Source organism: Pseudomonas sp. EL_65y_Pfl2_R96, assembly GCF_963970905.1.
In the GTDB taxonomy this organism is placed as follows: Bacteria; Pseudomonadota; Gammaproteobacteria; order Pseudomonadales; family Pseudomonadaceae; genus Aquipseudomonas.
The window spans coordinates 73,400-96,575 of the sequence record NZ_CAXAQH010000014.1 but is presented as its reverse complement, the minus strand read 5'-3'; the positions used below and the strand labels follow the sequence as shown (position 1 = coordinate 96,575).

At 59.2% G+C, this 23,176-nt stretch carries 23 protein-coding genes and 1 pseudogene; 15 read left to right on the top strand and 9 right to left on the bottom strand.

All coding sequences use genetic code 11. The annotated features are described in order from the left end of the window. The first annotated feature begins 9 nt into the window (after positions 1-9). Positions 10-558, top strand: coding sequence for an RNA polymerase factor sigma-70 (locus tag AACY49_RS16145; protein WP_007940073.1), 549 nt, complete (start codon positions 10-12; stop codon positions 556-558). 154 nt (positions 559-712) lie between these two features. Here AACY49_RS16145 and AACY49_RS16140 read toward each other — a convergent pair whose 3' ends face one another. From AACY49_RS16140 to AACY49_RS16130, 3 genes are all read right to left on the bottom strand, one after another. Next, the gene (locus AACY49_RS16140) at positions 713-1,726 is read right to left on the bottom strand and encodes a GNAT family N-acetyltransferase (RefSeq protein WP_339525012.1); all 1,014 of its coding nucleotides are present in this window, start codon (positions 1,724-1,726) and stop codon (positions 713-715) included. Positions 1,727-1,825: 99 nt separating this feature from the next. Beyond that, entirely contained in the window at positions 1,826-2,620 is a 795-nt protein-coding gene (locus AACY49_RS16135) for a substrate-binding periplasmic protein (RefSeq protein ID WP_320393825.1), read from the bottom strand. 91 nt (positions 2,621-2,711) lie between these two features. Beyond that, positions 2,712-3,338 (bottom strand): TetR/AcrR family transcriptional regulator, encoded by a 627-nt coding sequence (locus tag AACY49_RS16130; RefSeq protein WP_258699850.1) that lies wholly within the window; start codon positions 3,336-3,338, stop codon positions 2,712-2,714. A 189-nt stretch (positions 3,339-3,527) separates the two neighbouring features. On the opposite strand from AACY49_RS16130, the gene AACY49_RS16125 reads away from it, so the two are divergent. The 8 genes and pseudogenes from AACY49_RS16125 to ppnP all read left to right on the top strand — a co-directional run bounded on the left by AACY49_RS16125 (position 3,528) and on the right by ppnP (position 12,895). Then, entirely contained in the window at positions 3,528-5,336 is a 1,809-nt protein-coding gene (locus tag AACY49_RS16125; RefSeq protein ID WP_339525009.1) for an acyclic terpene utilization AtuA family protein, read from the top strand. Next, positions 5,326-6,241 (top strand): annotated as a pseudogene (locus AACY49_RS16120) (SDR family oxidoreductase). Before AACY49_RS16125 ends, AACY49_RS16120 begins: the two are co-directional and overlap by 11 nt. 3 nt (positions 6,242-6,244) lie before the next feature. After that, a complete protein-coding gene (gene atuC, locus AACY49_RS16115; RefSeq protein ID WP_339525007.1) occupies positions 6,245-7,861 on the top strand; it encodes a geranyl-CoA carboxylase subunit beta in 1,617 nt (538 codons plus the stop codon). Between the two features lie 23 nt (positions 7,862-7,884). Next, positions 7,885-9,042 (top strand): citronellyl-CoA dehydrogenase, encoded by a 1,158-nt coding sequence (gene atuD, locus AACY49_RS16110; RefSeq protein WP_339525005.1) that lies wholly within the window; start codon positions 7,885-7,887, stop codon positions 9,040-9,042. Beyond that, the gene (locus AACY49_RS16105; protein ID WP_339525003.1) at positions 9,039-9,836 is read left to right on the top strand and encodes an enoyl-CoA hydratase/isomerase family protein; all 798 of its coding nucleotides are present in this window, start codon (positions 9,039-9,041) and stop codon (positions 9,834-9,836) included. The genes atuD and AACY49_RS16105 overlap by 4 nt, the downstream gene beginning before the upstream one ends. A gap of 108 nt (positions 9,837-9,944) precedes the next feature. Further along, positions 9,945-11,906, top strand: coding sequence for an acetyl/propionyl/methylcrotonyl-CoA carboxylase subunit alpha (locus AACY49_RS16100; protein ID WP_339525001.1), 1,962 nt, complete (start codon positions 9,945-9,947; stop codon positions 11,904-11,906). A gap of 71 nt (positions 11,907-11,977) precedes the next feature. Then, positions 11,978-12,526, top strand: a complete 549-nt coding sequence (locus AACY49_RS16095; protein ID WP_339524999.1) for an exonuclease domain-containing protein — start codon at positions 11,978-11,980, stop codon at positions 12,524-12,526. Between the two features lie 84 nt (positions 12,527-12,610). After that, entirely contained in the window at positions 12,611-12,895 is a 285-nt protein-coding gene (gene ppnP / locus AACY49_RS16090) for a pyrimidine/purine nucleoside phosphorylase (protein ID WP_258699842.1), read from the top strand. Positions 12,896-12,967: 72 nt separating this feature from the next. Here the strand turns inward: ppnP and AACY49_RS16085 are convergent, their stop codons facing one another. Continuing rightward, positions 12,968-13,771: an MOSC domain-containing protein gene (locus AACY49_RS16085; RefSeq protein ID WP_258699841.1), complete on the bottom strand. Its 804-nt coding sequence runs from the start codon at positions 13,769-13,771 to the stop codon at positions 12,968-12,970. A gap of 137 nt (positions 13,772-13,908) precedes the next feature. Continuing rightward, positions 13,909-14,844, bottom strand: a complete 936-nt coding sequence (locus AACY49_RS16080; RefSeq protein WP_018929995.1) for a chemotaxis protein CheV — start codon at positions 14,842-14,844, stop codon at positions 13,909-13,911. A 461-nt stretch (positions 14,845-15,305) separates the two neighbouring features. On the opposite strand from AACY49_RS16080, the gene AACY49_RS16075 reads away from it, so the two are divergent. The 3 genes from AACY49_RS16075 to AACY49_RS16065 all read left to right on the top strand — a co-directional run bounded on the left by AACY49_RS16075 (position 15,306) and on the right by AACY49_RS16065 (position 17,812). Next, the gene (locus AACY49_RS16075; RefSeq protein ID WP_258699840.1) at positions 15,306-15,776 is read left to right on the top strand and encodes a hypothetical protein; all 471 of its coding nucleotides are present in this window, start codon (positions 15,306-15,308) and stop codon (positions 15,774-15,776) included. Positions 15,777-16,262: 486 nt separating this feature from the next. Then, complete coding sequence (locus AACY49_RS16070) at positions 16,263-17,156, top strand: sensor histidine kinase (protein ID WP_339525056.1); 894 nt, start codon at positions 16,263-16,265, stop codon at positions 17,154-17,156. Continuing rightward, the gene (locus tag AACY49_RS16065; protein WP_258699839.1) at positions 17,153-17,812 is read left to right on the top strand and encodes a response regulator; all 660 of its coding nucleotides are present in this window, start codon (positions 17,153-17,155) and stop codon (positions 17,810-17,812) included. The genes AACY49_RS16070 and AACY49_RS16065 overlap by 4 nt, the downstream gene beginning before the upstream one ends. On the opposite strand, the gene yegS is transcribed toward AACY49_RS16065, so the two are convergent. Further along, on the bottom strand, positions 17,796-18,713 hold the full coding sequence (gene yegS, locus AACY49_RS16060; protein WP_258699838.1) for a lipid kinase YegS: 918 nt from the start codon (positions 18,711-18,713) through the stop codon (positions 17,796-17,798). The two genes, AACY49_RS16065 and yegS, sit on opposite strands and share 17 nt — an antisense overlap. A gap of 325 nt (positions 18,714-19,038) precedes the next feature. Here yegS and AACY49_RS16055 point away from each other — a divergent pair, with 325 nt between their 5' ends. Next, complete coding sequence (locus tag AACY49_RS16055) at positions 19,039-19,347, top strand: hypothetical protein (RefSeq protein WP_258699837.1); 309 nt, start codon at positions 19,039-19,041, stop codon at positions 19,345-19,347. A 65-nt stretch (positions 19,348-19,412) separates the two neighbouring features. On the opposite strand, the gene AACY49_RS16050 is transcribed toward AACY49_RS16055, so the two are convergent. Further along, positions 19,413-20,639: a molybdopterin molybdotransferase MoeA gene (locus AACY49_RS16050; protein ID WP_339524992.1), complete on the bottom strand. Its 1,227-nt coding sequence runs from the start codon at positions 20,637-20,639 to the stop codon at positions 19,413-19,415. Further along, positions 20,623-21,162: a molybdenum cofactor biosynthesis protein B gene (gene moaB / locus AACY49_RS16045; RefSeq protein ID WP_258699835.1), complete on the bottom strand. Its 540-nt coding sequence runs from the start codon at positions 21,160-21,162 to the stop codon at positions 20,623-20,625. The genes AACY49_RS16050 and moaB overlap by 17 nt, the downstream gene beginning before the upstream one ends. Positions 21,163-21,243: 81 nt before the next feature. Between moaB and mobA the strand changes: the two genes are divergently transcribed. Both mobA and AACY49_RS16035 read left to right on the top strand, forming a co-directional pair. Beyond that, the gene (gene mobA, locus AACY49_RS16040) at positions 21,244-21,846 is read left to right on the top strand and encodes a molybdenum cofactor guanylyltransferase MobA (protein ID WP_258699834.1); all 603 of its coding nucleotides are present in this window, start codon (positions 21,244-21,246) and stop codon (positions 21,844-21,846) included. Between the two features lie 76 nt (positions 21,847-21,922). After that, a complete protein-coding gene (locus AACY49_RS16035) occupies positions 21,923-22,144 on the top strand; it encodes a YgdI/YgdR family lipoprotein (RefSeq protein ID WP_258699833.1) in 222 nt (73 codons plus the stop codon). Positions 22,145-22,242: 98 nt separating this feature from the next. Here AACY49_RS16035 and AACY49_RS16030 read toward each other — a convergent pair whose 3' ends face one another. After that, the gene (locus AACY49_RS16030; protein WP_258699832.1) at positions 22,243-23,133 is read right to left on the bottom strand and encodes a pseudouridine synthase; all 891 of its coding nucleotides are present in this window, start codon (positions 23,131-23,133) and stop codon (positions 22,243-22,245) included. Positions 23,134-23,176: the final 43 nt, after the last annotated feature.

Sequence of the window (23,176 nt, the reverse complement as noted above, 5' to 3'; positions counted from 1 at the left end):
TGATTTCCAATGACGGAACAAGTATCCACAAGCAGGTGCGATTCACCGCTACTTCAGGCCTTCGTCGACAACCGACTGATTCTGGTCAAGATTGCTGCCCGTATTACCGGCTGCCGATCCCGTGCCGAAGACGTGGTGCAAGATGCGTTCTTCCGGCTGCAATCGGCGCCGCAGATCACGTCATCCATCAAGGCACAGCTCAGCTACCTGTTCCAGATCGTGCGCAACCTGGCCATCGACCACTACCGCAAGCAGGCGCTGGAACAGAAGTATTCCGGCCCGGAAGAGGAAGGTCTGAACGTGGTGATTCAGGGCGCTTCACCGGAAACCTCACATATCAATTTCTCGACTTTGGAAAACATTGCCGATGCACTGACGGAGCTGCCCAGCCGCACCCGTTACGCCTTCGAGATGTACCGCCTGCACGGCGTGCCGCAAAAAGACATCGCCAAGGAACTCGGCGTCTCGCCAACCCTGGTGAACTTCATGATTCGTGATGCGCTGGTGCATTGCCGCAAGGTGTCGGGCAATCGTGCGGATACCTTTGCGCGCCGTTAATATCTGAAATCTCGGAGCCCCCATCGCGAGCAGGCTCGCTCCCACATTCGATCTTTGGTGTTCACAAATTGCGTGTTCACAGGAGATTCAATGTGGGAGCGAGCCTGCTCGCGATGGCTGACTCAAGACCAAAGCAAGCCTTGAGCCTTACGCATCAAGCCAACGAACACCGATCAAAAAACCGCTCACGCCCCAGCATCATCAGCGCCGCGCGTTTGTGCGGGAAGTCGAACTCTTTTTCGCAGTGGAAACACTGATTGTGCATATGCCCGATCATCTTCGCGTTGTTGGCGCGAGGCTCGGCAACCACCCGCTGTGTGCGTGGATCATCCAGAAACAGGTAATGCACCAACGCCGATAACCAGCTGGCCACCTTGTGTGGGCCGCGGTGATGCTCTTCGCCAACGAGCATGTGAATTCCGCGGTCGTAATCGCCGGCGTCATAGAACGGCGCAATGCGATCTTCCTTGGCCCAATAGGCTTCAAAGTAAGCAAATGGCTGATCATCGAAGCAACCGATCAGCGTCAAGGTATGCGGGTCGGCTTCAAGCTTGCTCAGGTATTCCCGATGCTGCTCGAGACTGCCCTCCTCCTGCCAGAAACTCGCAACCCGCGGGCTGTTCTGCCAGCGGTTGAAACGCGCCAGGTCATGCTCGATCTCTACCGTGCGCAGGGAGACCCAAGCACCGAGCCGCGCATCGAAGCGTCGATAGACCTCACCACGGGGTTTCACCGCACGCAATGGATGGCGCTTGCCGCCACTGATGACCATTTGCTGTGGATAACTGCCGGTCCGCGACTCACCCAGCCAAGGCTGAGGCAGTTGCCAGAACAGCGTGCGCTCGCAGTGATATTGACCGGTGACGTCGGCGGGGATCAGCAACCCGCTGAGCAAGGCTTCGGAGGGCGCGTCATCGAGGTGCCAGGTCAGACGCAGACACTGCGCATCACGGGCAAACAGCCAATAACAGGCCGCCCAGAACGCCTGACCGACAGGACGGCCGAAGCGCTCTTCCAGACGCAGATGCAACTCGGGCTCGCGGGTCAGCCGCAGTTCGATCAACGGTTGCCCTTCCAGACTAAGGCTCAGGCGGCTTGCGGTTTCATCGGCTACAAGACGGTTGCCTGATGGCAAGGCCAGGGCAGTCAGGTCATTCAGATTGGACATGGGTCGGGCTCACGGTAATCGTCGACAGTTCAACGATGTGACGTGAGCCGGGGCGGAAAATTTAAGCGCCGTCGCCAAATACGCGACCCATGGCACGCTTCAGTGCTTGCCCACCGGCACCAGGGCAATTTTATAAGGATCGAAAATCTTCAGCATCTGGCCGTTGTTTCGCAGGCCTTGCAGCAACTTGCCGAATGCTTCGCCTGTAATCGGCGCCTGCGGGCGAATCAGCGCGTAGTGGTGATAGACCTGATCGATGCGTTGCGACACCAGCAACTGCTCGCCGACTTTCTCGTTGCGCAGCAGGTAATCGCTCAGGTAGGAGCGCGTTACCAAGGCAATGTCCGCTCGTGCGCGTAACACCATCAGCAGGTTGCTGTCGTGGGAATAGGTCAGCGTGGCGTTGTAGGTGTCGGCCAGATACTTGGGATCGGCGTTGAAATTGGCAAACTCGTAGTGATAGCCGCTGTACAGCGCCAGGCGCTTGCCCGTCAGGTCCTTGAAGTAATTCTCATCGCGGTCGGGTTTCTTCTGCGCGACAAAGATTTCTGCATCTTCCAGGCCCATATCGACGTCGGTATGCGCAATGTCCTTCCAGCCCCAGTCCGGGTTCTCGAAAATCGCCATATCGACCCGGCCTTCCTTGAAGTCGTTGAAACGCCTGGGAATGGAGGTGGGCACCAGCACAAACTGATAATCGGTTTGCAACTGATTCAGCGCTTCCACCAGCTGTGGCAGCAGACCGGTGTCGGCACCGGACTCCGGGCGCACGGTATAGGGTGGAAAATGGGCGGCACCGACCCGCACCAGTTGCGCGGCCTGAGACGGTAACACCCAGCACACCGCAAGCGCCGCCAGCAAAAGCCGCGACGCCACTCGAATTGGCGAAGACATCAAACAGCCACTCCCCGAAAAAAAAGCTCATCAATGCATTCAAGCTAGGCGGTTTCGCCGACTTAGCCAGTTTCTTACCCAGATAGACGGTTCACTGCCGTTCTTCAAGTACCAGAATCAACGCCTCATCGGCCAATTGATCGAGGCTCATGCTGCCATCGGCACGAAACCAGGTAGTGGTCCAGGACAACGCGCCCGTCAGGAAACGGCGGGTGATGAACACATCGCCACGGATAAAACCGGCGTCCCTGGCTTCACCCAGCACCTGCAGCCAGATGGCTTCATAAATATCGCGCAGCGCCAGAACCTGCGCCTGGCCTTCCTCGGACAGCGAACGCCACTCATACACCAGCACCGCCATCGCCTCGCCACTGCCGCCCATGATCGACTGCAATTCGCAACGAATCAGCGCCAGCACCCGCTCGCGCACGCTGCCGGCCTCGGCCAGGGCTGCGCGCATCAACGCGGTGTTGTAGCGAATGGTCTCCTCCATCACTGCCCGCAGGATCTCGTCCTTGCTTTTGAAGTGATGAAAAATACTGCCTGACTGAATGCCCACCGCACTGGCCAGATCACGCACGGTGGTACGTTCATAACCTTTGTTGCGAAACAGGTGAGCGGCCACTTGCAGCAGTTTGCCGCGAGCGCTGTCCGGGTCGGTCAATTGGCCGCTGTCGACCAATTCGCGCATCACCCTCAGGGCTTTTTGCTCGTCCACCCGTTCTCTCCTACAGTCGATCAATCAGTTGCGCCGCTGCCCGCTAAAACAGTGGGGTTGCGCGAGCAATTTAAGCTGGCGAGGGCGACCAAGCAAGCGCTTGGGCAGAAGATAGTTCAGTCGTTTACAAACCAAGCGCTTGCTTGGTAGCCTCTAAACACTTCTGTCGCAGGTGCCATGGAGTTGACTGTGTCTAAAACAATCCGCATCGGTTGCGCCAGCGCATTCTGGGGCGACACCTCGACCGCCGCCGCGCAACTGGTGGAAGGCGGGCGGCTGGACTATCTGGTGTTCGATTATCTGGCCGAAATCACCCTGTCGATCATGGCCGGGGCGCGGATGAAAGATCCCGCAACCGGCTACGCCAGCGACTTCATCGAAGTCCTCAGCCCCCTCCTCAATCAGCTCGCGGAACAGAAGATCCGCGTCATCAGCAACGCCGGCGGCGTCAATCCACAGGCTTGCGCTGCTGCTTTGCAAGCGGCCTGCGATAAGGCCGGGGTAGCGCTGAAGATCGCCGTGCTGTCGGGTGACGACCTTCAACCCCGGTTCAAACACCTGAGCAGCCTTGGCCTGCATGAGATGTTCAGTGGCGCGCCCCTGCCGCCGATGTGCGTGTCGACCAACGCCTACCTCGGCGCGCCGGGCATCGTCGAAGCCCTGCGCCTGGGCGCCGACATCGTGATTACCGGGCGCGTGGTCGACAGCGCCGTGGTCAGCGCCGCGCTGGTGCATGAGTTTGGCTGGTCGTGGCACGACTACGACAAACTCGCCCAAGCCGCATTGGCCGGGCACCTCATCGAATGTGGCGCCCAGTGCACCGGCGGCAATTTCACCGATTGGCGCGAGGTGCCCGACTATGAACACATCGGTTTTCCGATCGTCGAAGTCGGTGCCGACGGCCAATTTATCGTCAGTAAACCCGACGGCTCCGGCGGCTTGGTCACGCCCCTGACGGTGGGCGAGCAGATGCTCTATGAAATCGGCGACCCGCAGGCCTATCTGTTGCCCGACGTGGTATGCGACTTCAGTCAGGTCAAACTCGTGCAACAAGGCAAGAACGCGGTGCAGGTGCATGGCGCAACAGGCTTGCCGCCGACCGCCCAGTACAAGGTCAGCGCCACGTATCCGGACGGTTTCCGCTGCACCGCCAGTTGCCTGATCGCCGGGATCGATGCGGTGGCCAAGGCCCGACGAGTCAGCCAGGCGATCATCAACAAGACCTCGGAAATCTTCAGCCAGCGCGGCTGGGCGCCCTACAGCGAAGTGAACATCGAACTGCTGGGCAGCGAGGCCACTTACGGCCCCCACGGCCAGCGCCAGGACAGCCGTGAAGTGGTGATCAAACTCGCCGTGCGCCATGCGAGCAAACAGGCCTTGATTCTGTTCTCCCGGGAAATCGCCCAGGCTGCCACCGGCATGGCACCGGGGCTGACCGGAATCGTCGGCGGACGGCCGACGGTGTACCCGTTGATCCGGCTGTTTTCGTTCCTGATCGATAAAACCGCCTGCACCCTGGAAATCGACCTCGCCGGTAAGCGCCATCCGTGCCCCCTGCCCGCCCTTGATGCGCTCAATAGCGCTGACCTGCCCCTACCCTTCGATCCGCCCAAAACCACAGAACGCGCCGACGCCAGCGTGGCCCTGATCAAACTCGCCGTGGCGCGCTCCGGCGACAAGGGTAATCACAGCAATATCGGCGTCATGGCCCGCCACCCCGACTACCTGCCGTGGATCGCCGAAGCGCTGACACCCGAGGTGATGGTCGACTGGATGAGCCATGTCCTCGACCCGATCCACGGGCGTGTCGAACGCTGGTATTTACCCGGCACTCAGAGCTTTAATTTTCTTCTGGAGAACGCACTCGGCGGCGGTGGCGTGGCCAGCCTGCGGATCGATCCACAAGGCAAGGCATTCGCCCAACAACTGCTGGAGATCCAGATTCCGGTGCCGCAGCGCATCGCCGATCAACTAGAGGACCGTCGCCATGGCTTATGACTCGATTTTCAAACCCGACCTGTTCGCCGGCCAAAACATCATCGTTACCGGTGGCGGCAGCGGCATCGGTCGTTGCACCGCCCATGAGCTAGCGGCCCTCGGCGCACACGTGCTGCTGGTGGGGCGCAATGCCGAGAAACTGAAAAAGGTCGCTGCTGAAATCACCGAAGACGGCGGTAAAGCCAGTTGGCAGGTCTGCGATATCCGCGATGAAGACGCCGTCACGCGACTGGTCAGCGAGCTGATCCGCAAACACGGGCCGATCCATGGGCTGGTCAACAATGCCGGCGGGCAGTACCCCTCGCCGCTGGCGTCGATCAATCAGAAAGGTTTCGAAACCATATTGCGCACCAACCTGGTGGGCGGTTTTCTGATGGCCAGGGAGGTGTTCAATCAGTCCATGAGCAAGCACGGTGGTGCCATCGTCAACATGCTCGCCGACATGTGGGGCGGCATGCCCGGCATGGGTCACTCGGGCGCGGCACGCTCGGGCATGGACAACTTCACCAAGACTGCCGCGTTCGAATTGGGGCTATGCCGGCGTGCGGGTCAACGCCGTCGCGCCGGGCTGGGTCGCCTCCAGCGGCATGGACACCTACGAAGGCGCGTTCCGGGCCGTGATCCCGACCTTGTGCGAACACGTACCGCTCAAACGCATCGGCACCGAATCGGAAATCAGCGCGGCGATTGTTTTCCTGCTCAGCCCGGCAGCGGGGTTTGTCAGCGGCAGTACATTGCGCATCGACGGTGCCGCCAGCCTCGGCGGGCGGGCCTGGCCGATGCACAAGGCGCAGAACAGTCACTCGTACAACGGCTTTCACCGCGCCTATCTACCCGAGGTACTCCGACCTGACGTGCTCAAACCAGACGTCTCCGAACCAGACGAGCTCAAGGACAAGGAATAACCCATGCCGGTGATCCAGTCCCAAGTCGACCCGTTCAGCGAACCGTTCGCCCGCAACCGAGCGGCCATGCTGGCCGGCATCGAGCAGGTCCGCCAGCTTGAGAAAAATCTGCTGAATAAAGCCGCCGAAGCCAAGCCCAGATTCGACAAGCGCGGGCAACTGCTGCCTCGTGAACGCCTTAATCTATTGCTCGATCCCGGCGCGCCATTCCTCGAACTGGCCAGCCTGGCCGGCTACAAGCTTCACGATGACAAGGACGGCAGCTCGGCGGGCGGCGGTTTGATCGCCGGGATCGGTTACGTGTCCGGCGCACGGGTGCTAGTGGTGGCGAACAACAGCGCGATCAAGGGTGGAACCATTTCCCCCAGCGGTTTGAAAAAGTCTCTGCGCCTGCAACAGATCGCCATGGAAAACAAATTACCGGTAATCACCCTCGCGGAAAGCGGAGGTGCCAACCTCAATTACGCGGCGGAGATTTTCGTCGAAGGCGCGCGCAGCTTTGCCAATCAGGCGCGGATGTCGGCCATGGGCTTGCCGCAAATCACCGTGGTCCATGGCTCGGCCACGGCGGGAGGTGCTTATCAGCCGGGGTTGTCGGATTACGTGGTGGTGGTGCGCGGCAAGGCCAAGCTGTTTCTCGCCGGGCCGCCGCTGCTCAAGGCTGCCACCGGTGAAGTCGCCACCGACGAAGAACTGGGCGGCGCCGAAATGCACGCGCAAACCGCCGGCACCGCCGAATACCTGGCCGAGAACGATGCCGACGGCGTGCGCCAGGTGCGCGAGATCATGAGCCTGCTACCGTGGAACGATCAGTTGCCACGGTTACCCGAACGTCGGTGGGAAGAACCGCTCTTCCCCATCGACGAACTGCTGGGTCTGATCCCGGATGACCCGAAAAAGCCTTACGACGTGCGCGAAATAATCGCCCGGATTGCCGACGCGTCGAACTTCCTCGAATTCAAGGGCGAGTTCGACCAGCAAACAATCTGCGGGCATTTGCAGATTCAGGGTCGAGCCTGCGGTTTCATCGGCAACAACGGCCCCATCACGCCCAAAGGCGCGAGCAAGGCCGCGCAGTTCATTCAGCTCTGCGACCAGAGCCAGACGCCGCTGCTGTTTTTCCACAACACCACCGGCTTCATGGTTGGCACCGAGTCGGAACAGCAAGGCGTGATCAAGCACGGCGCGAAAATGATTCAAGCGGTGGCCAATGCCCGAGTGCCCAAACTGACGATCGTCGTCGGCGGTTCCTACGGTGCCGGCAACTACGCGATGTGCGGCCGCGGCCTCGACCCACGCTTCATCTTCGCCTGGCCCAACAGCCGCACCGCGGTGATGGGCGGTGCCCAGGCCGGCAAAGTGCTGCGGATCGTCACCGAAGCCAAACAGCTGAAGGACGGGTTGGTGCCCGACCCGAAAATGCTCGACATGCTGGAACAGGTCACTGCGCAGAAACTCGACAGCCAGTCCACCGCGCTGTATGGCAGCGCCAATCTGTGGGACGACGGGCTGATCGATCCGCGGGATACCCGCACGCTGCTCGGGTACTTGCTGGACATCTGCCACGAGGCCGAGGTTCGTGGACTGCAACCCAACAGTTTTGGTGTAGCCCGCTTCTAAGGGCGATCAGGAGAACAATAAAAATGATCTTCACCCAGGAACACGAAGCACTGCGCCGCACCGTCCGCCAATTCGTCGATCACGAGATCAATCCTCACGTCGATGAATGGGAAAAGGCCGGGCGTTTTCCGATCCATGAGATCTTCCGCAAGGCCGGTGAGCTCGGTCTGCTGGGAATTTCCAAACCGGAAAGATTTGGCGGCATGGGGCTCGATTACAGCTATTCGATTGTGGCGGCCGAGGAGTTCGGCACCATTCATTGTGGCGGCATTCCGATGTCCATCGGCGTGCAGACCGACATGTGCACCCCGGCGCTGGCACGTTTTGGCTCCGATGAACTGCGCGAAGAATTCCTCCGCCCCGCGATCACCGGCGAGCAGGTCGGCTGCATTGGCGTCTCCGAAGTCGGTGCCGGCTCCGACGTGGCAGGTTTGAAAACCACCGCCCGCAAGGACGGCAATGACTACGTGATCAACGGCAGCAAGATGTGGATCACCAATTCGCCGAGCGCCGATTTCATCTGTCTGCTGGCCAACACCTCGGACGACAAACCGCACATCAACAAGTCGCTGATCATGGTGCCGATGAACAGCCCCGGCATCAGCCTCAGTTCACACCTGGACAAGCTCGGCATGCGCAGTTCGGAAACCGCCCAGGTGTTTTTCGACAACGTGCGCGTGCCGCAACGCAACCGCATCGGCCATGAAGGCGCGGGGTTCATGATGCAGATGCTGCAGTTCCAGGAAGAACGGCTGTTCGGCGCGGCGAACATGATCAAAGGCCTGGAGTACTGCGTCGACAGCACCATCGAGTACTGCAAGGAGCGCAAAACCTTCGGCAATGCGCTGATCGACAACCAGGTCATCCACTTTCGCCTGGCCGAACTGCAAACCGAAATCGAATGCCTGCGGGCACTGGTCTATCAGGCCACCGAGCAATACATCACGGGCCAGGACGTTACCCGCCTGGCGTCCATGGCCAAACTCAAGGCCGGGCGACTGGGCCGGGAGGTCAGCGACAGTTGCCTGCAATATTGGGGCGGCATGGGCTTCATGTGGGACAACCCGGTGGCCCGGGCTTACCGCGACGTGCGGTTGGTATCGATCGGCGGCGGTGCCGACGAAATCATGCTGGGGATCATCTGCAAACTCATGGGCATCCTGCCGGGGAAAAAGAAATGAGCACCCTCCCCGCTTGTCAGACCCTGTTGCTCGAGCTGCATAACAGTGTCCTGCACATCACCCTCAATCGTCCCGACAGCCGTAATGCCATGAGCTTGCAGATGGTCGCTGAACTGCGGGCGGTGCTGGCGGCGGTGCGGGATGACCGGCAGGTTCGCGCGCTGGTGATCGGCGGTGCTGGCGGGCATTTTTGTGCCGGTGCCGACATCAAGGACATGGCCAACGCCCGCGCTCAAGGCAAGACGGCCTACCGCGAATTGAATCGCGTGTTTGGCGCCTTGCTGGAAGAAACCCAGCACGCGCCGCAAGTGGTCATCACCGTGCTGCAAGGCGCGGTGCTTGGCGGCGGCTTCGGTCTGGCCTGCGTCAGCGATATCGCGATGGCCGATCATCAGGCGCAATTCGGCCTGCCGGAAACCAGCCTCGGCCTGTTGCCCGCGCAGATTGCGCCGTTCGTGGTGCAGCGCATCGGTCTGACCCAGGCCCGTCGACTGGCCCTGACGGCGGCGCGTTTCGATGGCACCCAGGCGCGGCGCATGGGGCTGGTGCATTTTGTCGAGCATGACCCGCAAGCCTTGGCCGAGCGCCTCGATGAAGTGCTGGCCCATGTGTTGTGTTGCGCGCCGGGGGCGAATGCGGCGACCAAAAAACTCTTGCTGGCAAGTGCCGGACAACCCTCCGATGGCCTGCTGGATCAGGCGGCCGAGTGGTTCAGCGAAGCGCTGACCGGGGCCGAAGGCATCGAGGGGACCATGGCCTTTGTGCAAAAGCGTAAACCGGGTTGGGCGCCTTAAAAGCATCGCGAGCAGGCTCGCTCCCACAGGGGAATGCATTTCAAATGTGGGAGCGAGCCTGCTCGCGATGGGGCCATCACATTCATAGCAATACAAAGGGAATATCCCATGCCCGCCTTCAGCAAAATCCTGATCGCCAACCGCGGTGAAATCGCCTGTCGCGTCCAGCGCACCGCGCAAAACCTGGGCTACCGCACCGTCGCGGTGTTCAGCGATGCCGACGCCGATGCGCTGCACGTGCAGATGGCCGACGAAGCCGTGAACATCGGCCCGGCGCCGGTGCAGCAGTCTTATCTGAACATCCCGGCCATCATCGACGCCGCCCGGCGCACCGGTGCCGATGCGATCCACCCCGGTTATGGCTTCCTCTCGGAAAACGCCGGTTTCGCCCTCGCCTGCCAACAGGCCGGTATCATCTTCATCGGTCCCAGCCCCGAAGCCATTGAGCTGATGGGCAGCAAGCGCCTGTCGAAACTCGCCATGATCAAAGCGGACGTGCCCTGCATAAAAGGCTATCAGGGCAGCAAACAGGACGACTCGACCCTGAGCCGCGAAGCCGAACGCATCGGCTACCCGCTGATGATCAAGGCCAGCGCCGGCGGTGGCGGTCGCGGCATGCGCCTGGTGCACAGCGCTGCCGAGTTGCTGGAGCAGATCCGCACCGCGCGCTCCGAAGCCCTGCACGGGTTTGGCAGCGACGAATTGATCCTCGAACAAGCGTTGATCGATCCGCGTCACGTCGAGGTTCAGGTGTTTGGCGACCAGCACGGCAACCTGATCTACCTCGGCGAGCGCGATTGTTCGATCCAGCGCCGCCACCAGAAAATCATCGAAGAAGCCCCCTGCCCGGTAATGACCACCGAGTTGCGCCAGGCCATGGGCGAAGCGGCGCTCAAGGCGGGTCGTGCGGTGAATTACGTGGGGGCTGGCACTGTGGAGTTCCTGCTCGACGCTCGCGGGCAGTTCTACTTCCTGGAGATGAACACTCGGTTGCAAGTGGAACACCCGGTGACCGAGCTGATCACCGGCCTCGATCTGGTGGCCTGGCAGTTACACATCGCCGAAGGGCAACCGCTGCCGCTGCGACAGGAACAGGTGCAGCTCAACGGGCACGCCATGGAGGTGCGCCTGTATGCCGAAGATCCGGTCCAGGGATTTGTGCCGCAAACCGGGCGAATCGTGGCCTGGGAACCTGCGTTGCAGTCCGGCACGCGGATCGATCATGGCCTGATCGAGGGTCAGTCTGTCAGCCCGTTCTATGACCCGATGCTGGGCAAGCTCATCGCCCACGGCGCCACCCGTGAAGAAGCCCGGCGCAAATTACTGCGGGCGGTGCAGGACAGCGTACTGCTGGGCGTGCAGAGCAATCAGCGCTTGCTCGCCAGTCTGCTGGAGCATCCGCAGTTCATCAGCGGCGAGTTCAGCACCGGGTTCATCCCCACGTACTTCGCCGACCATCCCTGCCTGCACCCCCATGTGCCAAGCGCCGAGGAACTGGCCATCGCGGCGACGCTGTTTTATCAAGCTTCAGCCCAGGCTCACCGTGCCCCGCTGGCCGGTTGGCGCAATAACGCCAGCGTACCTTTGCACTACCGAATCGGCCTGGAGGATCAGGATTGGCCGGTAGAACTGCACGCGGAACCTGGCGAGCCCTTCCGTGTCCAGGTTGGCGCCCGTGCCCTTGAGCTGAAGATCATCGGGTGCGACGGACGCTGGGCCACCCTGGAAATCGACGGCATCCGCCAACGCCATGCCTACCGCCTCGAAGCCGGGCAACTCTGGTTGCTCACGCGCCCCGGCAGCCTGCGGCTGGTCGATCGGACCCAGGCGCTGGTCAGCGGCCAGGTCAGTGTCAGTTCCGGCACGCTCAAGGCGCCGATGGACGGGGCGATTATCGATGTATTGGTCAATGAGGGCAGCCCGGTCAGCAAAGGTCAGCTGCTGGTGGTGCTTGAAGCGATGAAAATGGAGCATCCGCTCAAATCGGGTATCGACGGGGTGCTCAAACGCTTGCAGGTCAGGGTCGGCGATCAGGTGAAAAATCGTCAGATTTTGTTGGAGGTCGAATAAGCCGCTAGGCGGATCCGCCGGGTTTGGCTACCCTCAAGCCCTATCAGGACGCGGATACCAGGAACCCTGCGATGCCTCACTGGTTGGTCATTGATCTGGAAGCCACCACCGATGAGGGCGGCTGGCCAGTAACGGAAATGGAAATCATCGAAATCGGCGCCACCCTCGTGGACCGCAAGGGCCGGGAACTGGATCACTTCCAGGGCTTCGTGCGCCCGTTGCGTCGTCCGTTGCTGACGCCGTTTTGCCGGGAACTGACCCACATCACCCAGGCCAACGTCGATGCCGCACAGCCGCTCACCGACGTCTGGCCGTTGTTCGAATGCTGGCTCGGCCAACATCACGCGCGCCTGGAAGGCTGGGCCAGTTGGGGCGATTACGACCGCAAACAACTGCTTCAGGACTGGCAGCGCCTGCAACTCGACAGCGCCCTGAGCCGGGTGCCGCACATGAACCTCAAGCAACGCTTCGCCAAGGCCCGTCGCCTGGAGCGCCCGCTGGGGCTTAATGGAGCCCTGCAACTGGCGGGCCTGCAATTCAATGGTCAACAGCATCGGGCTCTTGAGGACGCGCGCAATACGGCGCGCTTGTTACCTCTGATTTTCCCGGCTATTCCTTGAGTGCAGGAGGTGACGCCTATCGACACCTTGTGCATACTGGCCGGCCCTTTTTAACCATTTTTAGCCCTTTTCGAGGAATCGCCCATGTTTAAAGTCAACGAGTACTTCGACGGCACCGTCAAGTCGATCGCCTTTGGTACCGCTGAAGGTCCGGCGACCATCGGCGTCATGGCACCGGGCGAATACGAATTCGGCACCAGCCAGCGTGAAATCATGCACGTGGTGTCCGGCGCCCTGACTGTCAAACTGCCTGAGAGCAGCGACTGGGAAACTTTCGCCGCCGGCAGCCAGTTCAACGTGCCCGCCAACAGCAAGTTCCAGCTGAAAGTAGCCGTCGACACCGCTTACCTGTGCGAATACCGCGGCTAAAATCCTGGGTTTTCACAGCGACAAAAAATGCCCGTGTCCTTGGACACGGGCATTTTTCATTTTGAAGGGCTTTTATTCGAGGATCGTCACCGGCATGCCGACTTCGAGCCGGCCATTGCCATCATTGACCAGATTCTGACCAAACATCGCGCCGTCTTCCTGGGCCCGGTATTTCTGTAAGGTCGCCAGCGGTTCACGGTCGTCACTGCGTTCACCGGTCTGCGGGTCGATAGTGGTCAGAATGCAGCGTGAGCAGGACTTGACCACGCGAAACTCGACTTCACCAATACGGATGCGCTTCCAGCTATCTTCGGCATATGCCTCGCTGCCCTCGATCACCAGATTGGGCCGAAAACGCAACATCTCCAGCGGCCGCCCGACCTTGCTCGACAAGTCTTCCAGCGACGCCTGACCAATCAGCAACAACGGAAAGCCGTCGGCAAAAGCCACCTGATCATCGTCCTTGCCATAGCCGGCCTGAGTGGTCCGAGCGCGATCAATCGGCACTTGCACCAGACGCGTCGGCTTGCCGACGAACTCACTGACCCAGGCAGCGGCAGCAAAGCCGGCATCAGGAACGCGCAAGGTGTCGCGCCAGATGGTCACACCGCGCAGCTCTGCGTCGCCAGCAGGCAACGCAATATCGATCGGTGAATGGCCCGGGGCACTGAGGGTCAAGCCGCCATCGGCATTCCATAACGCCGACAGCTGACTCATTTTCGCGACCGCGCGCTGGGTCAGAAAGCGCCCGCTGGCCTCGTCCACCAACATCCAGCGTCGATCGCCGTCCAGTCCCAGTTTGTCCAGGCTGACCTGATTGAGGGTCTCGCCCTTGCCGGATTTCAACGGAAAACGATAAAGCGCGCTCAGACGCATGGCCAGCTCCCTGATGTGTAAAGAACGCCACCCTATACGAGCTTGATTACCGAATCAAAGGGCCCGTGTCGAGGGCTTGCCCCCGTTGGGCTGCGCAGCAGCCCCAAACCCTGCCACCGCGCTCTTCCAGATCGCTATCAGGCAGGCACTTCGTCGAGCATCAGGCGCTGACGCACCACGTCGACGAGTTTGTCGGGCTGGAACTTGGAAAGGAAGTTGTCGCAGCCGACCTTCTTGACCATCGAGTCGTTGAAGCTACCCGACAGCGAGGTGTGCAGGACCACATAAAGGCCGCGCAAACGGGGGTCGTTACGGATTTCGGTGGTCAGGCGGTAGCCGTCCATCTCCGGCATTTCCGCATCGGTGAAAATCATCAGCAGCTTGTCGGTCATGTTCACGCCGGTATCAGCCCAGGCCTTGAGCATGTTCAGAGCCTTCAAGCCATCGCTGGCGATGTGCATCTTCACGCCCAACTGCCCCAGGGTGTCGCGCAATTGCGACAGGGCGACGTTCGAGTCATCCACCAACAGCACTTCACGACCACGAGCGCGCTCCAGAACCGGATCGTCGAGTTTGTCGCGCGATACCTTGGCGTTGTACGGAACGATTTCGGCCAGGACTTTTTCGACATCGATGATTTCCACCAACTGATCGTCGACCTTGCTGATGGCGGTCAGGTAATGCTGGCGGCCGGCGCTGGTCGGCGGCGGCAGAATGGCTTCCCAGTTCATGTTGACGATGCGGTCCACGCCACCGACCAGGAACGCCTGCACCGAGCGATTGTACTCGGTGACGATGATCGTACTGGTAGGGCTCGGCACCAGCGGACGCATGCCGATGGCCTGGGACAGGTCGATCACTGGCAGCGTCTGGCCACGCAGGTTGACCACACCGCAGACAAAGGGATGGCGCTGCGGCATCAGGGTCAGCTTCGGCAGCTGCAGTACTTCCTGGACCTTGAAGACGTTGATCGCGAACAATTGCCGTCCGGCCAGCCGGAACATGAGAATTTCCAGGCGATTCTCACCCACCAGTTGCGTGCGTTGGTCTACCGTGTCGAGAATGCCGGCCATTAATGACTCCTGGGCTTGTTCTGATGAATTCACTAAAGGGAGTTATCGGCTGTTCTTGCCGGATCTTGACCCCCAGACAAAATGCCACGATCAAGCATTGATGTCACATTAACATCATGCTTTACTGGCTTCGTGATTACATCTGCTTCATCCCCGGCGACGCGACCTAGGTCTGCACGTTAGGTTCCCCTGCGTAAGGGATTCCCCTATGCACAATCAGGCCCAACCTGATATTCGCAATATCCAATAGCCATTAATGTGACGCCATTCTCATTGCATGAACGGAGTCAGGCTTTTGTGTGCGATCGAAGGTCAGTGGCCATCCACCCTCTCAAGTTCCCCAGCCAATGCCCAAGCCTGCCGGAGCGTGATCTCACGAAGGCTTTGCAGCACCGGACACGTAACGTTTTCGTCGACACACACGACATTCCCTCATCTGACATGACGTTGTGGAGATAAGCATGCCGATTGACCCTAAAGAGTGGGCTGAGCAATTTCCAGAGTTTCTCGTCGAGGCTGAAACACTCCTGGCCAAATCCGAGGAATGCCTGAGTCATTTGCAGTTGATCAGCAATGACAAGGACGCTATCGATTGCATGCTCAGCAGCCTTCTCAAACTGGCCAGCAAGGCCGAGGCACTGGCACTGGCAGCGGTTTCGGAATTCTCGCTGCATATTCATGGATTGCTGAGCCACGCCCAGAACCAGATGGACCTGCACGATGAGGCCCTGGATGCGCTCAAGGATTGCTTCACATTAATGGCCTGGCAACTCGAACTCATCGACCAAACTACCGGCCAACTCAGCCTTGATGACAGTGAACAGACCTCCCTGATTGAAGCGTTTGCATTTCAAGTGGGACAAAGCCAGTTTCAGCCGCTCTGCCACTTCAAGCCGTTCAGGCTCGTTTCGTTCTCGGAACGGCAAGCTTAAACTCACCAGCTCGCGGGTATTTTTATTACCATAATGCCGCCCTTTAACTTGAGGGTGTTCAGGCCGCCATTGAATATTTCATCCCTGTCGACGGCTGCTCGAAACAAATAGTTACCCCAGCCTCGACTTCAGATAGTGCCTGTCAATAAAAACAAAACACCTGGCACACTCGATATCTTTCGAAGGTAAGAAACAAAAGTCTTTCCATTATGGAACCACCGTCCAAAAACGTTATTTCCCGACTGTGCAGACCTATATACCGAACGCGACCAACGGTATCTTAAGTGGTATTATGCCGCCCATTCATTGACGTCAATTAATGGCAGACTGGCTCCAGACGAAAACAGCCCGATAACGTTGAAGGCTGTATTTCGAGCACTGCTTCGCGGCCATTGAAGGCGACTCATACAACAGATTTCCACACAGAGACCCGTCAGCCCTTATGGCCGGTCTGCCCGCAGCGAACATCCATTGGCTCCATCCGCTATGTACGCCAGCCTCAAGTCAATCACACTGTGGCCACCCTCCCGGAAAAACGCGCGCCGGTTCACGCTTTTAGTGTGTACCTGCTCGGCGCTTGGCAGCCTGCTGGTCTACAGCTTGTCCATTCCTCTACCGGTGAGTCTGCTGGTGCTCAATTGTGCGGCACTGGCCTGCGTCTGGGTAAGGCATCGCCTCTCGCGCAAATCGATAAAGTTTCAGCCTCAAGAACTCGCTGACCGTCTGCTGGAAGTTCAGGAAAACGAACGCCACCGGCTCAGTCGGGAACTGCATGATGACATCGGCCAGTTGCTGACCGCCGCAAAACTTCAAAGCGAATGGCTCAAACGTCGATTGCCCGAAGAACTACAGGATCAGTGTTCGGTACTCTGCGATACGCTGGACGAAACCCTGACCAAGGTTCGTGATGTGTCGGCCATCCTGAATCCACGGCAGCTGACCAGTCTCGGGCTGGAAGCCAGTCTGCGCGCGCATTTACTCAGGACCCTGGCCAATACGTCATTGCACTGGAGCCTGGAATGCCATCAACGCTTGACAGGCATACCAGAGGAAATGGCGGTGGCAGCCTTTCGAATCACTCAAGAAGCGGTTACCAATATACTGCGCCATGCCGAAGCCAGAAATCTGTTGGTCCGCCTGCAACGCCTGCCCCAGGGCCTGGCACTGTTGATCAGCGACGATGGCCTGGGTTTCGCGCCAGCGGCAGACCCCGGTCGTGAGGGGCAACGCGGAATGGCCGGGATGTCAGAACGGATCGATCAGTTAGGCGGCACACTGACCGTGACCAGCGAGCTGGGCAAAGGCACTCAAATCGAAGCACTCTTCCCCTGGGCGCCCCGTTCGCTTGAACGGGCCAGTACCAATAAGGTTATGCATTGACTTGTAACTTACTTCTGGTGGACGACCACTCACTTATCAGGGCTGGCGTACGCGCTCTGGTGCTGGATATTCCCGGCTATGCGGTCATCGGCGAGGCCAATGACGGCTCGCAGTTAGTCGAGATGGTCGAGCAACTGTCCCCAGATATCATCCTGCTGGATATTTCCATGAAGGAAACTGGCGGCCTTGAAGCCTTGCAGCGGCTCAAACGAGTACGCCCGCAGTGCAAAGTGCTCATCCTGTCGATGCACACCGACCCTGCGCTGATCATGCAGGCATTGGAATCAGGGGCTCATGGCTACCTGCTCAAAGACACCACGGCCACCGAGCTCGAACATGCCCTGGAAGCCTTGCGCAACAACGAACGCTACCTGAGCCCGGCCATCGCCCACACTGTCATCAACCAGGCGCTGACCCGAACCCAGAAAAATCAGGTGCCAACCCAGGACTCGCACAACCTGACGGCACGTCAGCTGGAAATCCTGCGACTGATTGTTCGCGGAAAATCCACCCGGGAAATCGCCAATGGCCTGGGCCTGAGCATCAAGACTGTTGAAACCCACCGTTCGCAGATCATGAAGCGCTTGCAGATCTACGATGTGGCCGGCCTGGTGTTGTTCGCCGTGCGTGAGCAGATCATCAGTCTCGACGACTAGCCGTTTGCGAAGTGCTCAGCAGTGGCGAGTTCTCTGGCAAATGCACACGCAATGCCGCCGCACGCGCAGAGAAGCGCAGGCTATCGCCCTCCAGGGGCTCGCCATCAAGGTTGATATAGAGGCCCTCCGAGACTTTGATCTCGACCCATGGCAAACGGGCTCTCACAAACATGTTGTCGATTCCGAAGCCATCGGTCAGCAGATCTTTCAAAGTACCGACCACTTCCTGGGGGGCGGGCAAAATACTGATATCCAGCAGACCATCGTCAGCCAGTGCCTGCGGGCACAACACATGACCACCGCCAGCCTGTCGACCGTTACCGATGCCCAATGCCAACAGCTCGCCGCGCCAGTGAAAATCCGGTCCCTGCAGCTCGCCCCAGGCAGCATGCAACTCACTGAAACGCGACAAACCCGTGAATAGATAAGCCGCACCCCCAAGGATTCTTTTCAGATCCTCGGAAGTGTTGGCCGTGACCTGACTGCCAAAACCGCCCGTGGCCATGTTCAGGAAAACCTGCCCACCGACCTCCCCCAGATCAATGAGTTGCGGGGCAGTCTCCAACAGTTCCAGCGCCTGAGCGGGCTCCAGTGGCACACCGGCGGCGCGAGCAAAATCGTTGGCGGTGCCCAAAGGTAGAAGCACCAGACTGGCCTGCGTCGGGTGCGCCGCCATGGCTTCGGCGATATCACGCAAGGTGCCGTCACCGCCACCGGCAATCAGCTGCGTATAGCCTGCCGTCAGCGCTTCTTCCACCAGCCGCTGTGCGTCACCTGCCTCCCAGGTCAGTCGAACAGCCAGTTCCCAGCCCTGCTGACGCTTGCCTTCAACGGCTGCACGGACCTGCTCATTGAGTGCCTGCTTGCCATGCAGAATCAACAGCGCCTTGCGCTCGCTCATTTTTGCCACTCCCCTATCTGGAATCCGTATGCGATATGTTGACCTCACAGCCCTTCATAAAAGTCGCAAGGATTTCAATTATTTCCGGGGGAAGGAAACTTGAGTCCTACAGGGCGGTATTTTTTCTTACAAAACATGAGGAATCGGCTCAATTGACCCACCAAGGCGATTGGTACACCGTTGTGTCAGCGGTTATCAGTCATCACCAAGGAATTACACAAGGACGTGCAAACAATGAATGGAAAACCCTTAAGGGCCTCGGAAAGCGCAAGTAACAACGGCATCGGCCACTTGAATGGTTTTAACGCAAGGAGCCATTCACTCCATGCAAAGCCATGACATCAGACTACCGGTCACTCCGGTCGCGCCGTTCACAGACAATCGCGCCAATCATCAGGCTGAACTCAAAAACAGCGCAAAGCCCACCGGAGAAGTCGATATGGAACCTCGCATCATTGAACTGGAGACACACCTCAAATACATCCGAAGAGACATGGATGAAGTCCGCGGAGACGTCAAAGCCATCAAACACAGGCTCGCCTATTCAGCTGGCGGAACAGCCGTTGTCCTGGGACTTTTGGCCTGGGTCGCCAACAGTCGCTTCGACCAGGTGGTGACACTTCTGGCTCATTAAGGAGTAGCGATGCACGCAAGCCCCCCTCGATCAACCGGACTTGCGTGGCAAAACCAAGGCAGGTATCAGCTCAAGACTTCGCTCAGCGGGATGAAGTTCACCCAATCGCCCTCGATCAGCGTACGGCCCTCCAGCACTTCAACCAGACCGTCAGCCCAGGCAGCACTACGCAGTACGCCAGAGCTCTGATTCTTGTAGATGATTGCCCGGCCATTCTCCAGACGTCCGCGCAAATACTCACGTCGGTTACCAGCCTTTGGCCAGACAAAACCCGCAGGTACCTGAAACTTCAGAGGCTCAACCTCTTTTACGCCTTGGCGACGCAAGAGGTAGGGCCTTGCCAACAGAGCAAAAGTCACCAGGGTCGACGCCGGATTGCCGGGCAAACCAATCACAGGCACGCCGCGAAAATGCCCGAACGTCAGCGGTTTGCCTGGTTTGATGGCCAGCTTCCACAGGGTCAGCTCGCCCTCTTCCCGCAATGCAATGCCCAGAAAGTCGGCTTCTCCCACCGATACCCCCCCTGTCGAGAGAATCAGGTCGACTTCCTTCAGCTCACCAAGGCGGGCACGAGTGGTCGCCAAATCATCGGGAAGAATGCCAGCATCGATCACCTCACAGCCCAAGCGCTGCAACCAGTTGCAGAGCAACACTCGATTGCTGTTGTAGATCTGTCCTGGCCCAAGGGCCTGACCCGGCTCAACCAATTCATCCCCGGTAGACAGGACTGCAACACGAACCTTGCGAACCACGTCCAGTTCAGCGCACCCCAGTGATGCCGCCAGCCCCTGTTCGATGGGCCCCAGGCGCGTTCCTGCGGGCAAGATCAGCTCACCGACGGTAGTTTCCTGACCTTGTGGGCGGATGTTCTGCCCTGGGGTCATGGTTTCGGTGAAACGTACCCGCTCATCCGCCTGAACCTCGGCGTTCTCCTGCATCTCGACACAGTCGGCACCCGCGGGCACAGGCGCGCCGGTGAAAATCCGCGCACAGGTACCCGGCTTCAAGGGCTCCGGAGCCTGGCCTGCAAAAATCTTCTGACTGACCACCAACGGCTCTTCTGTCCAGTCAGCCAGGCGCAAGGCATAACCGTCCATGGCACTGTTGGGCCAGGGTGGTAAATCAAGTGTCGAGACCAGATCAGCGGCCAGTACGCGCCCCTGAATCCGTGCCAACGGCAAGCGTTCGTGCTCGCGCACCCTCGATGCATCGGCCAACTCCAGCAAACGCGCCAGTGCCACCTCGACAGCCATCAGACTGCCCGTCTTGCCTGGCTTACCCGCGGGATTCACAGGGTGCCGCCTGTTTCAGATGGGCCACGAAATTGCACGGACGGTGCCGGGAATCCAGTTGCTCGGCGAGAATGCCATCCCAGCCGGTACGCACAGCATTGGTCGAGCCCGGCAAGCAGCAAACCAGCGTGCCATTGGCCAGACCAGCCAAAGCCCGGGACTGAACCGTCGAGGTGCCGATATCCGCCACCGATATCTGCCGAAACAACTCACCAAAACCATCGACCTGCTTATCCAGCAGGCAACTCACGGCTTCGGGCGTGCTGTCGCGACCGGTGAACCCGGTACCACCGGTGATCAACACCACTTGCACGACCTCATCGGCAATCCAGTTGGCGACTTGCGCGCGAATTTTGTAGAGGTCATCTTTGAGCAGTACCCGGGCCGCCAGGTAATGACCGGCAGCGCTCAAGCGGTCGACGAAGACCTGGCCTGAGGTATCGGTTTCCAGGGTACGGGTATCGCTGACCGTCAGCACCGCAATGTTGAGCGGTGCGAAAGGTACATCAGCCTTGGCTTTCATAGGCTCGTCCAGTTGTAGGAGAAACAGCCCGGTGTTATATCACAGCACCTCATTTTTTCGCCGCCCCCATGGAGAAGTGCGATGACCTCGAATACACCTCTACCGCCTTGTTCCATTCTGCTCCTGGCCGGCGGGCGAGGCCAACGCATGGGCGGTCAGGACAAGGGTTTGCTGGAATGGCACGGCGAGCCGCTGATTGCACATTTGCACCTCAAGACGCGCTCGCTGAGTGATGACCTGATCATCTCCTGCAACAGAAACCTGGAGAAATATGCGCTTTATGCGGATCAGTTGGTCCATGACGACGAAGGCGATTTTCCCGGGCCATTGGCGGGTATTCGCGCAGGTCTGAAGGCTGCCCGCCACACTCACCTGCTGGTACTGCCCTGCGATGTGCCACGCATCGATGCCGCACTGCTCCAGAGCATGCGTGAAACCGCCGCGCAGCATCCGGACAAACCACTGATGCTGCGCCATGGCGAACACTGGGAACCCTTGCTGTGCATAATTCCCGTCGCTCTTTCAGCGGCTTTCGAGACCGCCTGGAGCGAAGGCGAGCGCAGCCCGGGCCGCCTTATGCGCAAATTGGGCGCCACAGCCCTGCTGTGCCCCGACAATGACCCACGCCTGGCCAACCTCAACACGCCGGAACTGTTAAGCACACACCGCACTGTGTCAGACTGACACTCGAAGGAACTTGCGCGCGTTGTATACGTCTCAAGCTCGGTAACCAAAAGAATTTCCATTCGGAGACACACCCATGACCCAACGGACCCTCGCCACTTTCATGCTTGCACTGGGCCTTGCAACCCTCGCCGGTTGCGCATCGCCTGCAGTGATCACCTTGAATGACGGTCGAGAAATCCAGGCCGTCGACGCGCCGAAGTACGATAAAGAGTCGGGCTTTTACGAGTTCGAACAGCTGGATGGCAAACACACCCGCGTCAATAAGGATCAGGTTCGTACCGTTAAAGAGTTGTAATCTTTGCGACGACAACCGGATACCGGATACAGAAAAGCCCGCTTATAAAAGCGGGCTTTTTCGTGGCTGAAGAAAAGCAGGATCGCCAGCTCCTGTGATCACCACTGCAAGGTGATGGTGCTCTCGAATTCTCTTTCCTGCCCAGTGACCGGATCGACAAATCGCAATCCCTGAGCCAGCAGCTTCAAGGGGTTGGCATAGTCGTCTGCTACATCCTTGAGCACTTGCGGATAGAACGGGTCATTGCAGATGCCGGCACCCAGGGCAGCCATGTGCACTCGCAACTGATGTTTCTTGCCCGTCACCGGGTAAAGCGCATAACGCCAGAGCTCACCGTTTTTTTCCCTGACCTCGACGGCAGTCTCGGTATTGCTCGCTCCCGGACCTTCCTGCATGCGAAAGAACGGCTCGCCATCGATGAGTCGACTTTTATGGACCAATGGAAAGGAAAGTTCAGGCAACGCCCGGGCAATTGCTTCGTAGCGTTTTTCAATCTGCCGTGTAGGGAACAATGACTGATACGCCGAACGACTCTGGGGGTTGGCTGAAAACAGCACCAGCCCCGCCGTATGCCGGTCAATGCGATGCAAAGGCACCAGATGCGGGTTATCCAGACGACGGATCAGTCGTCGCAGCAATGTCTGCTCCACGTATTCCCCTGCCGGAGTCACCGGCAGAAAGTGCGGCTTGTCCGCCACCACCAGATGCTCATCGGCGTAGAGAATCGACTCCACCACCGGGATCGGTTTTTCGTCCGGTACCTCACGGAAATAATGAATCCGCAGACCTTCCTTGTAAGCCAGGTCCAGACCGATCGGCAAACCTTGCCCATCGAGGACGCGGCCGCGAGCGATTCTGTCCAGCCATTGTTCACGACCGATGGCGCTGAAATGTTCGCACAGGCAATCGAATACGGTCTGCCACGGACCGGGTGGCAGATAGAGCGTACTGGCCTGGTTGTGCGCAGCCGAAAAAGATGAAGTGGACATACGAAAAGCTCTAACCCTCAATGCAGGGCGGCATTATCCAACA

Bases quoted from the DNA above. Each gene is read 5' to 3' on its own strand.
- AACY49_RS16145 (WP_007940073.1), top strand. From the start codon at position 10: ATGACGGAACAAGTATCCACAAGCAGGTGCGATTCACCGCTACTTCAG.
- AACY49_RS16140 (WP_339525012.1), bottom strand. From the start codon at position 1,726: ATGTCCAATCTGAATGACCTGACTGCCCTGGCCTTGCCATCAGGCAAC.
- AACY49_RS16135 (WP_320393825.1), bottom strand. From the start codon at position 2,620: ATGTCTTCGCCAATTCGAGTGGCGTCGCGGCTTTTGCTGGCGGCGCTT.
- atuC (WP_339525007.1), top strand. From the start codon at position 6,245: ATGCCGGTGATCCAGTCCCAAGTCGACCCGTTCAGCGAACCGTTCGCC.
- atuD (WP_339525005.1), top strand. From the start codon at position 7,885: ATGATCTTCACCCAGGAACACGAAGCACTGCGCCGCACCGTCCGCCAA.
- AACY49_RS16105 (WP_339525003.1), top strand. From the start codon at position 9,039: ATGAGCACCCTCCCCGCTTGTCAGACCCTGTTGCTCGAGCTGCATAAC.
- AACY49_RS16100 (WP_339525001.1), top strand. From the start codon at position 9,945: ATGCCCGCCTTCAGCAAAATCCTGATCGCCAACCGCGGTGAAATCGCC.
- AACY49_RS16095 (WP_339524999.1), top strand. From the start codon at position 11,978: ATGCCTCACTGGTTGGTCATTGATCTGGAAGCCACCACCGATGAGGGC.
- ppnP (WP_258699842.1), top strand. From the start codon at position 12,611: ATGTTTAAAGTCAACGAGTACTTCGACGGCACCGTCAAGTCGATCGCC.
- AACY49_RS16085 (WP_258699841.1), bottom strand. From the start codon at position 13,771: ATGCGTCTGAGCGCGCTTTATCGTTTTCCGTTGAAATCCGGCAAGGGC.
- AACY49_RS16080 (WP_018929995.1), bottom strand. From the start codon at position 14,844: ATGGCCGGCATTCTCGACACGGTAGACCAACGCACGCAACTGGTGGGT.
- AACY49_RS16075 (WP_258699840.1), top strand. From the start codon at position 15,306: ATGCCGATTGACCCTAAAGAGTGGGCTGAGCAATTTCCAGAGTTTCTC.
- AACY49_RS16070 (WP_339525056.1), top strand. From the start codon at position 16,263: ATGTACGCCAGCCTCAAGTCAATCACACTGTGGCCACCCTCCCGGAAA.
- yegS (WP_258699838.1), bottom strand. From the start codon at position 18,713: ATGAGCGAGCGCAAGGCGCTGTTGATTCTGCATGGCAAGCAGGCACTC.
- AACY49_RS16055 (WP_258699837.1), top strand. From the start codon at position 19,039: ATGCAAAGCCATGACATCAGACTACCGGTCACTCCGGTCGCGCCGTTC.
- moaB (WP_258699835.1), bottom strand. From the start codon at position 21,162: ATGAAAGCCAAGGCTGATGTACCTTTCGCACCGCTCAACATTGCGGTG.
- mobA (WP_258699834.1), top strand. From the start codon at position 21,244: ATGACCTCGAATACACCTCTACCGCCTTGTTCCATTCTGCTCCTGGCC.
- AACY49_RS16035 (WP_258699833.1), top strand. From the start codon at position 21,923: ATGACCCAACGGACCCTCGCCACTTTCATGCTTGCACTGGGCCTTGCA.
- AACY49_RS16030 (WP_258699832.1), bottom strand. From the start codon at position 23,133: ATGTCCACTTCATCTTTTTCGGCTGCGCACAACCAGGCCAGTACGCTC.